Consider the following 12,605-nt stretch of genomic DNA (forward strand, 5'->3'; position numbering starts at 1 on the left):
ACGCGGCGAAACCCGCGCGGCCTTTCGGCCGCGCCGCTGCAGGAATTTCGGGGCGGTGATTCAATCGCGGCGCAGCCATTGCGCCGCGATTGAATCACCTTCTTCCAAGGACCCCCGACATGGACCTCCAGCTCCAGGACCAGCACGTTCTCATCACCGGCGGCAGCAAGGGCATCGGCCTGGCCTGCGCGCTGGGCTTCCTGCGCGAAGGCGCGCGCGTGAGCCTGGTCTCGCGCGACCTGCAGAACCTGCAGCAGGGCCAGCAGACCCTGGTCGCCGCGTTCCCGCAGGCCGAAGGCCGCATCGGCCTGCACGCCGCCGACCTCAAGAACCCCGCCGGCGCCGTGGCCGCCCTCGACGCCGCCGAACAGGCCTTCGGCCCCGTCGACGTGCTCGTCAACTCCGCCGGCGCCGCCCGCCGCACCCCGCCCGACGAACTCACGCCCGCCGCGTGGCACGACGCGATGGACGCCAAGTACTTCACCTACATCCACATGATCGACCCCGTGGTCAAGCGCATGGGCACGCGCGGCCGGGGCGCGATCGTCAACATCATCGGCCAGGGCGGCAAAGTCGCCAGCCCCGTCCACATGGCCGGCGGCGCCGCCAACGCCGCCCTCATGCTCGTGAGCGCCGGCATGGCCGCAGCCTACGCCGCCAAGGGCGTGCGCGTGAACGCCGTGAACCCCGGCCTCACCCTGACTGCAAGACTGCAGGAAGGCATGAAGGCCGATGCGAAGCTGCAAGGCATCGACACCGACGAAGCACTGGAGCGCGCCACCGCGCGCCTGCCGCTGGGACGCATCGCGACGCCGGAAGAAGTGGCCAACACCGTGCTGTTCCTGGCGTCGTCGAAGGCGAGCTATGTGACGGGGGCGATCATGGCGATGGATGGGGCGGTGACGCCGATGATTTAAGGGCGGAGAGGGCAAGCTCGAACGCCGCGGCCCTCACCCCGCCCCTCTCCCAGAGGGAGAGGGAATAAATCCGGGAAGCGAACGCAGTGAAGCGATCCCCAGGGCCGAGCGAAGCGATGGCCCGAGATTCCCCCTCCCCTCTGGCCGCGCCGAGGAGCGCAGCGTTTCGCGGATCAGGGCTCGCCCTTGTCTGAGCCGCAGGCGAGTTTGGGCGAGACCCCGCGCGAAACGCGAGCACCGCAGGTTGCCCGCAGCTTCGCTGCGGGACGCGGACAGTGGGGTCGCCTTTCTTTGCTTACTTTCTTTGGCGAAGCAAAGAAAGTAAGTCGCCCGCCGGGGCGAGACCCGGCCAGCGGCCTCAAGAAAACTCACCCCTCCGCCAACAACCCCTCGAACTTCAAAGCCAGAAAGTCGACAAACGCCCGAACCCGAGCCGCCACAAACCGCCCACTAGGCAACAACGCATGCAACGGATAAGGCTCCGTCTCCCACTCAGGCAGCAGCCGCACAAGCCGCCCCTCACGAAGATCGCAACGAACATCCAGCGCAGACTTCAGCGAAACCCCATACCCCGCCACAGTCCACTCCCGCGCCAGCGACGCGTCATCCACACTGCGATTCCCACTCACCCGCACCTGCGTCCACTGCCCCTGCAACGCAAACCGCCACACCCGATGCCGCCGCCCGCCACGATTGAAGACCAGGCAGTTGTGGTGCACCAGATCCTGCGGCGTCTTCGGCGCGGGATGCCGACGCAGGTACTCCGGCGAGGCCGTCAGCAGCGGACGCGTCACGGCAAAGGGCCGCGCCACCAGCCGCGAATCCGCCAGCGCGCCGTAGCGCAACGCCACGTCCACCTCATCGCGCATCACATCCAGCGGCCGGTCCCCAACGGAGAGCGACAGTTGCACACCGGGATGCAGCGCCAAGAACTCGTCGAACCAGGGCAGCAACGTGCTGCGCGTGAGGTCGGAAGGTGCGGCCACCCGCAGCGTGCCCACCAGCTCGCCCCGATCGGCTGTGACCAGCGACTCCCCCTCATCCAGCAGTTCAAAAGCACGCACCGCATAGTCGAGCAGCGTCTGCCCCTGCGGCGTCAAACGCATCGCTCGCGTGGAGCGCTCGAACAGCCGCGCCCCCAACTGCGCCTCCAGCCGCTTCAGCGTCGCACTGGCCGCCGCCGGCGTGATGCCCAGCGCATGCCCCGCCGCCGTGAGCGTGCCCCCACGCGCCGTGTGCACCAGCACCTGCAGGTCCGAGAGATTCTCAATTTTCATTTGAAAGTGTTGGTGATTCAGCCGGCCTTATCAAACAGGCATTGCCATCCTACAGTTCAGCCATCGTTCCAGAAAGGTCCCCTCCCATGAAAGCCGTCGGCTACTACCAGCCCCTCCCCATCGACAACGCCGAATCGCTGCAGGACATCGAACTCCCCGCGCCCGTGCCCGGCCCGCGCGACCTGCTGGTGCGCGTGAAGGCCGTGTCGGTCAACCCCGTCGACACCAAGGTCCGCAAGAACGCCGCCCCCGAGGCCGGCCAGGCCAAGGTGCTGGGCTGGGACGCGGTCGGCACCATCGAGGCCATCGGCAGCGATGTGCAAAGCTTCAAGGTCGGCGACCGCGTGTACTACGCGGGCTCGATCATTCGCCCCGGCGCCAATTCGGAGCTGCACGCGGTGGACGAACGCATCGCCGCCCTCGCACCGACAAGCCTCGACGACGCGCAGGCCGCCGCGTTGCCGCTGACCACCATCACCGCCTACGAACTGCTGTTCGACCGCCTGCAGGTGCCCAAGGGCGGCGGCGAAGGCCAGACGCTGCTGATCACCGGCGGCGCGGGCGGTGTGGGCTCCATCCTCATCCAGCTCGCGCGCCAGCTCACGAAGCTGCGCGTCGTCGCCACCGCCTCGCGCCCCGAAACGCGCGAATGGTGCCTGGCGCTGGGCGCGCACACGGTCATCGACCATTCGAAGCCGCTCGCCGCCGAACTCAAGGCCGCCGGCATCGGCGAAGTCGACATGGTCGCCAGCCTCACGCAGACCGACCAGCACTACGCGCAGATCATCGAAAGCCTCAAGCCCCAGGGCCAGCTCGCGGTGATCGACGACATGAAGCTGCTCGACGCAATGCCGCTGAAGACCAAGTGCATCTCGCTGCACTGGGAGATGATGTTCACGCGCTCGCGCTTCACCACGCCCGACATCGCCGAGCAGGGCAAGCTGCTCGCCGAAGTGGCGGCGCTGGTCGACGCGGGCCGCATCCGCACCACGGCCAATGCGAGCTTCGGCACCATCAACGCCGCGAACTTGAAGAAGGCCCACGCCCTCATCGAGAGCGGCAAGGCGCAGGGCAAGGTCGTGCTGGCGGGGTTCTGAGGTTCTGAAAAAGCGCTAGTTGGCCTGCCAGGGCAGGCCGCGCATGCGCTCGCGCTTTTCCTCTTCGTCGAAGTGCGCGAGCGAAGGCTTGATGAGGTCGCTGCGCGCGACAAGGCCGACCAGCGCCATCGACTGCGCGTCCTTCACGACCGGCAGCCGTTCGAGCCGGTGGCGCGCCAGGCGCGTGGCCACCGCGCGGCAGTTCTCGCCGGCCAGCGCGAATACCGGCGGCGCGGCGCCGCAGGCATCGCCCACCGTACCCACGCTGAACGCCGCGAGCATCGCGCGGTCGGCCATGCCGATCACCGCGCTGCCGCGCAGCACCGGGTAGGCGCGGTGCACCTGGCCTTCGCCGAAGTACTGCGCGAGCGCCTCGCCGACCGGCAGCGCGGCATCGATGCTGCGCACCTCGCGCGTCATCACTTCTTCCACCGAGTGCCGCTCCAGCGGATCGATGCCGTACTCGCGGTAGATGTGATAACCGCGGCGCGCGATTTTCTCGGTGAGGATCGAGCGGCGCATGGTGAGCACGGTGAAGCCGTAAGCCACGGCGGACGTCGTGAGCAACGGCAGCAGCGCATTGCTGTCGTGCGTGAGCCCGAAGGCGAAGATGGTGGCGGTGAGCGGCGCGCGCATCACGCCGCCCAGCGTGGCGGCCATGCACACCAGCGGCCACAGCATCGGGTCGTTGCCGGGCAGCACGTGCGACAGCACCACGCCCAGGCCGGCGCCCATCATGAGCAGCGGCGCCAGCACACCGCCCGACGTGCCCGAGCCCAGCGAAATCACCCAGATGATGGCCTTCACCGCCAGCAGCGCCGCCACCACGCCGAGCGCGAGGTGGTTGTGCAGCAGGTCGCCGATGACGTCGTAGCCCACGCCCAGCGCGCGCGGCTCGAAGTAGCCGCCGATGCCGACCGCCAGGCCGCCGATGGCCGGCCACCACATCCAGTGGATCGGCAGCTTGCCGAACAGGTCTTCCACCTTGTAGAGCGAGATCGAGAGCGAGGCCGACAACATGCCGCACAGCAGCCCGGCGATGACGCACGAGAACATCGCCAGCGGGCCCGGCACCGCCGTCTGCAGCGGGAACAGCGGGCCGGCTTCCATGAGGAGCGGGCGCGTGAAGCCGGCGACCGCGCAGGCCACGGCCACCGGCAGCAGGCTGCGCGGGCGCAGCTCGAACAGCAGCAGCTCGACCGCCAGCAGCACCGCGGCCACCGGCGTGCCGAACACGGCCGTCATGCCGGCGGTGGCGCCCGCCACCAGCAGCGCCTTGCGCTCGGCCGCGGTGAGGTGGAAGTGCTGCGCGATCAGCGAGCCGATGGCGCCGCCCGTCATGATGATCGGCCCCTCGGCGCCGAACGGCCCGCCGCTGCCGATCACGATGCCGGACGACAGCGGCTTGAGCAGCGCGACCTTCGGCGACATCTTGCTCTTGCCGAACAGGATGGCTTCGATGGCTTCGGGAATGCCGTGGCCGCGGATCTTGTCGGAGCCATAGCGCGCAATCAGCCCCACGATCAACCCGCCGATCACCGGCACCACGATGACCCACGCGCCCAGCGTGTGCTCGGCCGGCGAGCGGTCGGCCAGCGAGAAGGTCTGGAAGAAGAACAGGTTGGTGAAGAAGCGGATCAGGTCGAGCAGCACGCGCGCGGCCACGGTGCTGACGGCACCGATGACCACGGCCATGGCCGTGATGCGCAGCAGGCGCGTGTTGAGCGCGAAGTCGCCGCGCGGCGGATGAGGGGTGGTTTTCATGGCTGTTCGGGAAGATCGATCTGCGGCACCTTGAAGGCGCCCTTCAGCGACTGCAGTTCCGCACGGTGCAGTTCGGCCAGCCGCTCGAGCAGCTTGCGGCCTTCGGGCAGCAGGTGCACCTCGACCTGCCGCCGGTCGGTGGCGCTGGGCCGGCGCTCGACCAGCGCCAGCGCTTCGCAGCGCGTGACGAGCGCGACCGCGCCATGCGGCTGCAGCTGCAGGCGCTCGGCGATCTCGCCCACCGACGCCCACTCGCGCCCCGGCACACCCTTGATGTGCAGCAGCACCAGGTACTGCTGCGGCGTGAGCCCTTCGGCCTGCGCCGCGCGTTCGGAGAACCGCTCGAAGCGGCGCATCTGGTAGCGGAATTCGGAGAGGGCCTCGAAGTCTTTCTTCGCAAGCTTGCGGGCAGGAGGTGACATGAGAGGACGGCGGTGGGCGGGCAGCGAATATATCACGTCATGATATATATACCGTGCGCCACAATCGGCGGCATGACTGCTGAACTGATCGAATTCGACACCCCTCGCCTGCGTCTGCGCCAATGGCGCGAGAGCGATCTCGCGCCGTTTTTCGAACTGGCTTGCGACCCGGCGGTGATGGAGTTCCTGCTGCCCTTGACCACCCGCGCTGACAGCGACGCGCTGGCTGCACGCATCAAGAGCCGCCTCGCCGAGCACGGCTGGGGCTTCTGGGCCGTCGAGCACAAGGCATCGGGCGAGTTCGCCGGCTTCACCGGCCTCAGCGTGCCGATGGCTTCGCTGCCCTTTTCACCTTGCGTCGAGATCGGCTGGCGCTTCGCCCGCAAATGGTGGGGCCAGGGTTTCGCCACCGAGGCCGCGCGTGGCGCGCTGCAGGTCGGGTTCGAGCGGCTCGGGCTCGACGAGATCGTGGCGTTCACCGCCGTCGGCAATCTCCGCTCGGCCGCGGTGATGGAGCGCCTGGGCATGCAGGAAGACGTGGCCGGCGCGTTCGAGCACCCGGCCGTGCCCGAAGGCCACGCCCTGCGCCCCCACCGGCTCTACCGGATCGGCAAGCCGCCGCGCTGAACGGAAGCGACCGCGCCCTACTTCGCCTTCGACACGCGCCACACCGCGTTGCCCACGTCGTCCGCCACCAGCAGCGCGCCGCTCTTGTCGAGCGCCACGCCCACCGGCCGACCGTGGGCCTTCTCATCGGCGCTCAAAAAGCCCGTGAGGATGTCGACCGGCGGCCCGCTCGGCTTGCCGCCGATGAAGGGCACGAACACCACCTTGTAGCCCGACTTGGGCTTGCGGTTCCACGAGCCGTGCTCGCCGATGAAGGCGCCGCTCGCGAACTCGGGCGGCATGCCGCGCGGGTGGGAGAACACCAGGCCCAGCGGCGCGACGTGCGCGCCCAGCGCGTAGTCGGGCGCCAGCGCCTTCGCCACGAGTTCGGGCTGTTGCGGCGTGACGCGCGCATCGACCACGCCGCCCCAGTAGCTCCAGGGCCAGCCGTAGAAGGCGCCCTCCTTCACCGAGGTGAGGTAGTCGGGCACGAGGTCGCTGCCGATCTCGTCGCGTTCGTTCACCACGGTCCACAGGGCGTTCGTCTCGGGCTCCCAGCCCAGGCCGTTGGGGTTGCGCAGGCCGCTGGCGAACAGGCGTTTCTCGCCGGTCTTCGCATCGACCTCCCAGATCGCGGCACGGCCCTCTTCGGCCGCGAGGCCGTTCTCGCCGATGTTGCTGTTGGAGCCGACCGTGACATAGAGCTTGCTGCCGTCGGCATTGGCGATGACGTTCTTGGTCCAGTGGTGATTGATGCCGGCCGGCAGCGCCGTCACGACCACCGGCTTGGCCCGGGCCGCGGTGTCGCCTTCGGTGTAGGGCACCTTCACGAGCGCATCGGCGTTGGCGATGAAGAGTTCGTTGCCGACCAGCGCCATGCCGTAGGGCGAGACGAGGTCCGACAGGAAGACCTGCTTCACCTCGGCCAGGCCGTCGCCGTCGGCGTCGCGCAGCAGGGTGATGCGGTTGGCACTGGGCACGCCGGCGCCCGCGCGGCCCATGACCTTGCCCATGACCCAGTTGCGCACCTTGGCGACCGGGCCGCTGGCGCCGCTGCCCTCGGGCTTGGGCGGCTTGTTGCTCTCGGCCACCAGCACGTCGCCGTTGGGCAGGGTGTAGACCCAGCGCGGGTGGTCGAGCCCGCGCGCCAGTGCCGTCACGCGCAGGCCTTCGGCGGGGGTGGGCGCGGCGGTGTCGGTCCAGCCGACGGCGGGCGCGACGTTGACGGTGGGAATCAGCGTCTTGTTCGGGTCGACAAGCTGCGGCCGGGGGCCGGTCGTGAGTTCGGGCGCGAGCTTGGCGGCCTCGCCGCAGCCGACGACGAGCAGCACGGCGGCCACGGCCCCTGCGGACAGGGCGATGCGAACAGGAAGGCGCGGCGATGTCTTCTTCATGCAGATTCCTTGCGCGGCGGACGGCCGCGGACCAGCGGATCATGCGCAATCGCGCGGCGCGGGCGTGTCGGTCGTGGGCGCTTTCCGGCGTGCGCGCACCTCCTTCGCGCATCGTCGCTACCATCGCCGCATGACCGACGACCTGTTCCGCGCCGACGCCTACCTGCGCACCTGTGAAGCCCGCATCCTGCGCATCGACGACACCGGCATCGTGCTGGACCGCACCGTGTTCTATCCGCTGGGCGGCGGGCAGGCCGGCGACACCGGCGTGCTGGTGCTCGCCGACGGCCGCGAGGTCGCCATCGCCGACACCCGCAAGGCCAAGGATGCCGAAGGCCAGCCGACCGCCGAGTTCGTCCACGTGCCCGCGCCCGACCAGGCCGACCTGCTGGCCGCGCTGAAGCCCGGCGACACCGTCACCGCCCGCCTCGACTGGGAGCGCCGCCACCGGCTGATGCGCTTTCACACCGCCTCGCATCTGCTGTGCCACCTCGTGCCGGTGCCGGTGAACGGCTGCTCGATCACGCCCGAGTACGCGCGCATCGACTTCCACATCACCGACCCGCTCGACAAGGAAACCCTCACCGCCGGCCTCGCGAAGCTGGTCGAGGCCGCTCACCCGCTGACCGTGGGCGCCATCACCGATGCCGAACTCGACGCCAACCCCGCGCTGGTCAAGAGCATGAGCGTGCAGCCGCCGCGCGGCACGGGCACGGTGCGCACCATCCGCATCGGCGGCACGGGCGAAGACGGCGGCACTCCGTCGATCGACTTCCAGCCCTGCGGCGGCACGCACGTGGCCAACACGGCCGAGATCGGCGCCGTGGTCGTCACCAAGATCGAGAAGAAGAGCGCGACCACCCGGCGCGTGGTCCTGGGCTGGGCGGCCGCCTGAGCCCCGGGAAGACCCTGCCCCAGGAACTTCGCCCCGCCCTCTGGCTCCGACTGACCGGCATGATCTTTTCGCGCATCTCTTTTGCTACCTTTCTGATAGCTACCGCCGCAGCCTGCATGCCGGCTGCGGCTCAGCTGGCCCCGAAGACCGGGGCCGTGGTCACCACCCCCCATGTGCGCGCCGAACTGGTCGCCCATGCGCCCGACGGGGTGACGCCCGGCGCGCCGGTGTGGGTCGGGCTGCAGATCACCCATCAGCCCGAGTGGCACACCTACTGGAAGAACGCCGGAGATTCCGGTCTGCCCACCGAGCTGAAGTGGACGCTGCCCGCCGGCGTCTCGACCGGCGAGATCGCCTGGCCGGTGCCCAAGAAGATCCCGGTCGGCACGCTCGCCAACTACGGCTACGAGAACACCGTGCTGCTGCCGGTGCCGCTCGAGGTTTCGACGCTCTACAAGCCCGACCTGGCGCTCACCGGCGCGGCGCCGGCCATGGACATCAAGCTGCAGGCCTCCTGGCTGGTCTGCCGCAAGGAATGCATTCCTGAAGAGGGCGAGTTCACGCTCTCGCTGCCCACGCGCGGCTCGACCGCCCTGAACAAGGCCGCCTTCGACACCGCGCAGGCCGCGCAACCGCAGCCGCTGGGCGCGCCCGGCACCATCGCCGTCGAAGGCCAGCAACTGAAGGTGCGCCTCGACGGCCTGCCCGCCGCCGCGCGCGGCAAGACGCTCGAGTTCTTCCCCGAAACGCCCGAGGTGATCCGCACCGCGGCCGTCTCCGGCAAGGACTGGACGCAAGCCTGGGACGGCGCGACCTGGACCGCCACCATGCCGCTGGCCGACCAGCGCAGCGAAAGCCCCACGGCAATGCCGGTGGTGGTGGCCCTGGCCGAAGCCGACCGGCAGGCGGGCCAGCCCGTGGCATGGCGCGCCGAGGCGCCGGTGTCGGGCACCTGGCCGGCAGCGATGGTGGCCGCACGCGCCGAGGTGTCTCCCGCGCTGCAGGCCGCCCTGGCCGCCAACGCGGCCAAGGTCGCCGCCCCAGCCGGCGCCGGCCAGCCGCAGCCCCAGCCCGCAGGCACCTTCCTCATCGCCCTGCTCGGCGCATTGCTCGGCGGCCTGCTGCTCAACCTCATGCCCTGCGTGTTCCCGATCCTCGCGATCAAGGTGCTGGGCTTCGCGCGGCAAGCGGGCAACGCCAGCGCGCACCGCAAGGCCGGGCTGGCCTACACGGGCGGCGTGCTGGTGTCCTTCCTCGCGCTCGGCGGCGCCATGCTCGCGTTGCGCGCGGCCGGCGCACAGCTCGGCTGGGGTTTCCAGCTGCAGTCGCCTGCCGTGGTGGCGGCGTTGGCGGCCCTGTTCACGTTGCTGGGCCTGAACCTCGCGGGCGTGTTCGAGTTCGGCCGCGCGGCGCCGCAGTCGGTGTGCAGCGCGCAGGCCAAGCATCCGCTGGCCAACGACTTCCTTTCCGGTGTGCTCGCCGTGGTGATCGCCTCGCCCTGCACCGCGCCGTTCATGGGCGCGTCGCTGGGCTTCGCCATCGGGCTGCCGGCCGCGCAGGCGCTGCTGCTGTTCGCGGCGCTGGGCCTGGGCCTCGCACTGCCCTATCTCGTGGCGGGTTTCGTGCCGGCCGTGGCGCGCCTCTTGCCCAAGCCGGGCCCGTGGATGAACACCCTGCGCCGCCTGCTCGCATTCCCGATGTTCGCGACGGTGGCGTGGCTGGTCTGGGTGCTGGGCCAGCAAAGCGGCATCGACGGCGCGGGCGCGCTGCTCGCGCTGCTCGTGTGCCTGGCCGCCGTGGTCTGGGCGTTCACGCTGCGCGGCCGCACGCGTGTGGTGATCGCCACCGTGATGATCGCCTTCACCGCCGTGCTCGCCGGCGCCATCGGCCGCAACATCGTGCAGGTGGTCGAGCCCGCAAGGCTGGCGTCGTCGACCGCCTCGCCGGGCGAGCGCTGGCAGCCGTGGTCGGCCGCGCGCGTGGCTGCGCTGGCGAGCGAAGGCCGCCCGGTCTTCATCGACTTCACCGCCGCGTGGTGCGTGACCTGCCAGTACAACAAGAAGAGCACCCTGGCCGATGCCGAGGTGCTGGCCGACTTCGACGCCCGCCAGGTCGCGATGCTGCGCGCCGACTGGACCCGCCGCGACCCCGCCATCACCGAGGCACTGACCGCGCTGGGACGCAGCGGCGTGCCGGTGTACGTGCTGCAGGCGCCGGGCAAGGCACCGGTGGTTCTGACCGAAATCCTCAGCAAGGACGAGGTGCGCGCCGCGTTGGCAGCGCTTTGAGCGCCGATGCGGTGAAATGGAATGAGATGACAACGCCGCTGTCATGGGTTGTCACACGCACTTGAAGAAACCGTTCTAAGCTGCAGTTGTTGTTTGGAATTTTGTTTTTGGAGTTCAAGCTGGCCATGACGCTTTCGCCCACTGTCGACTCACGCTCCTTTCGCGCCGCGCGCCAGGCACGCGCCGCCCTGAGCCGTGCCTCCCGCCGCGCCGTCGTTGCCGCCGCCGTGGCGCTCGGCGGGGCCTTCCTGATGGGCACCAACGCCTTCGCCGCGCCCGCCGTGGGCCAGCAGGCGCCCGACTTCGTGGCCGTCGACACCAGCGGCGCCAAGCACAAGCTCTCGGATTTCGCGGGCAAGTTCGTGGTGCTCGAATGGACCAACCCCGGCTGCCCTTTCGTGCGCAAGCACTACGGCAGTGGCAACATGCCCGCCACGCAGAAGGCCGCCACCGACAAGGGCGTGGTCTGGCTCGCCATCAACTCCACCGAACGCGCCGCAAGCGACTACCTGAAGGCCGACGCCCTCGACACCTGGATGAAGTCGCAGAAGGCCGCGCCCACCGCCGTGCTGATGGACGAAGACGGCGTCATCGGCCAGGTCTACGGCGCACGCACCACGCCCCACATCTTCATCATCGACCCCAAGGGCACGCTGGTGTATGCCGGCGGCATCGACAGCATCGCCTCGGCACGCGTCGACGACATCAAGACCGCCACCAACTACGTGAACCAGGCGCTGGGCGAAGTGCTCGGCGGCAAGCCGGTGTCGATGGCGAGCACGCGGCCTTACGGGTGTTCGATCAAGTACAAGAGTTGAGTGCGCGGGCTCCATGCCCGCCGGGAATCGCGCGCTGAGCAGAGCGCCGTCATTCCCTTCTTGCGTCTTCGATGCGACGCAACTTTCCCGGCCCGAAACAGGCTCGGCGCTCCCGGCCACGGATGACAAATCTCTCGTTGGGCCAAGGAGCTTGATGGCCCCGAGCGTGACGTGACCATTGTTATCAGTGTGATCGCGAGCTGGCTCGCAAACTGCGCGACCTGTTTTCCTCCCCAGGAAGTCGTCGATGCCGCGCACGCTGTCTGTTTCTTCCGCCGCGATCCCCGTTGTTCTTGGCCAGGCCGCACTGGAGCCTGTGCGGCTGTCAGGGCATGAAGGCCTCAATGGCCTGTTTGCCTACGAGCTGCTGCTCAAGACCCCCGACGCATTGGGCCTGTCCGGCGTCTCGCTCGCCGCCGACTTCGACCTCGATGCCTTCATCGGCCGCGAGATCAGCTGCGAGATCGAACTCGATGGCTCCATCCCCCGCCAGATCAACGCCCTGATCACCGACGCGGCCCTGTGGGGCGAGGAAGGCCGCCACGCCCAGTACAAGCTCACCCTGCGCCCCTGGCTGCACCTGGCCACCCTGCGCACCGATTGCAGGATCTTCCAGGACCTCAACGTCGTGCAGATCCTGGATGCGCTGCTCTCGGGTTATGCCTTCCCCGTGGACAAGCGCCTGATCGAGCACTATCCCGTGCGCGACTACCAGACCCAGTTCAACGAGAGCGACTTCGCCTTCTTCACCCGCCTGTGCCAGGAATGGGGCATCAGCTACCACTTCGAGCACTCGGGCGGCAAACACCGCCTGGTGCTCTCGGACGCCATGGGCGCCTATGGTGGCTGCGATCCGCTGTACCAGCAGGTCGAGTACCACGCCCCGGGCTGGAAGATCGATGCCGAGTACATCCACAGCTTCGTGCCCGCGCATTCGCTCACCAGCGGGGCGTACGCCACCCGGGACTACGACTACACCCGACCCAGGGCCGATCTGAGTGTCTCCAGGCTCGATCCGCGCCTCACCGGGCAAGCCGGGAGCGAGGTCTACCAGTGGCATGCCGAAGCCGGGGGCAGCCACTACGCCCAGCCCCATGCGGGGGCGGGGGCAGGAGCAGGCAGCAGCA

The 12,605-nt window shown here is 69.2% G+C and carries 11 protein-coding genes; 7 read left to right on the plus strand and 4 right to left on the minus strand.

The features are described 5' to 3' along the window. The first annotated feature begins 119 nt into the window (after positions 1-119). Positions 120-917, plus strand: a complete 798-nt coding sequence (locus tag D3H34_RS25415; protein WP_119557013.1) for an SDR family oxidoreductase — start codon at positions 120-122, stop codon at positions 915-917. A gap of 368 nt (positions 918-1,285) precedes the next feature. Here the strand turns inward: D3H34_RS25415 and D3H34_RS25425 are convergent, their stop codons facing one another. Continuing rightward, positions 1,286-2,194, minus strand: coding sequence for a LysR family transcriptional regulator (locus D3H34_RS25425; protein ID WP_119557015.1), 909 nt, complete (start codon positions 2,192-2,194; stop codon positions 1,286-1,288). Positions 2,195-2,280: 86 nt separating this feature from the next. Here D3H34_RS25425 and D3H34_RS25430 point away from each other — a divergent pair, with 86 nt between their 5' ends. Beyond that, positions 2,281-3,291, plus strand: coding sequence for a zinc-binding alcohol dehydrogenase family protein (locus D3H34_RS25430; protein WP_119557016.1), 1,011 nt, complete (start codon positions 2,281-2,283; stop codon positions 3,289-3,291). Between the two features lie 15 nt (positions 3,292-3,306). Here the strand turns inward: D3H34_RS25430 and D3H34_RS25435 are convergent, their stop codons facing one another. Both D3H34_RS25435 and D3H34_RS25440 read right to left on the minus strand, forming a co-directional pair. After that, on the minus strand, positions 3,307-5,055 hold the full coding sequence (locus tag D3H34_RS25435) for a chloride channel protein (protein ID WP_119557017.1): 1,749 nt from the start codon (positions 5,053-5,055) through the stop codon (positions 3,307-3,309). Continuing rightward, positions 5,052-5,477, minus strand: coding sequence for a MarR family winged helix-turn-helix transcriptional regulator (locus tag D3H34_RS25440; protein WP_119557018.1), 426 nt, complete (start codon positions 5,475-5,477; stop codon positions 5,052-5,054). The genes D3H34_RS25435 and D3H34_RS25440 overlap by 4 nt, the downstream gene beginning before the upstream one ends. Before the next feature lie 72 nt (positions 5,478-5,549). Here D3H34_RS25440 and D3H34_RS25445 point away from each other — a divergent pair, with 72 nt between their 5' ends. Beyond that, positions 5,550-6,104: a GNAT family N-acetyltransferase gene (locus D3H34_RS25445; protein WP_119557019.1), complete on the plus strand. Its 555-nt coding sequence runs from the start codon at positions 5,550-5,552 to the stop codon at positions 6,102-6,104. A gap of 17 nt (positions 6,105-6,121) precedes the next feature. Here the strand turns inward: D3H34_RS25445 and D3H34_RS25450 are convergent, their stop codons facing one another. Then, positions 6,122-7,477, minus strand: a complete 1,356-nt coding sequence (locus D3H34_RS25450) for a PQQ-dependent sugar dehydrogenase (protein WP_119557020.1) — start codon at positions 7,475-7,477, stop codon at positions 6,122-6,124. 130 nt (positions 7,478-7,607) lie between these two features. Between D3H34_RS25450 and D3H34_RS25455 the strand changes: the two genes are divergently transcribed. The 4 genes from D3H34_RS25455 to D3H34_RS25470 form a co-directional block, all read left to right on the plus strand. Beyond that, on the plus strand, positions 7,608-8,372 hold the full coding sequence (locus tag D3H34_RS25455) for an alanyl-tRNA editing protein (protein ID WP_119557023.1): 765 nt from the start codon (positions 7,608-7,610) through the stop codon (positions 8,370-8,372). Between the two features lie 59 nt (positions 8,373-8,431). Next, the gene (locus tag D3H34_RS25460; protein WP_205736806.1) at positions 8,432-10,660 is read left to right on the plus strand and encodes a protein-disulfide reductase DsbD family protein; all 2,229 of its coding nucleotides are present in this window, start codon (positions 8,432-8,434) and stop codon (positions 10,658-10,660) included. A gap of 125 nt (positions 10,661-10,785) precedes the next feature. Continuing rightward, positions 10,786-11,478, plus strand: a complete 693-nt coding sequence (locus D3H34_RS25465) for a thioredoxin family protein (protein ID WP_205736807.1) — start codon at positions 10,786-10,788, stop codon at positions 11,476-11,478. Between the two features lie 247 nt (positions 11,479-11,725). Further along, positions 11,726-12,605 (plus strand): type VI secretion system Vgr family protein (locus D3H34_RS25470; RefSeq protein WP_119557021.1); only part of this gene is annotated, 880 nt, incomplete at its 3' end.

This window comes from Acidovorax cavernicola (assembly GCF_003581445.1).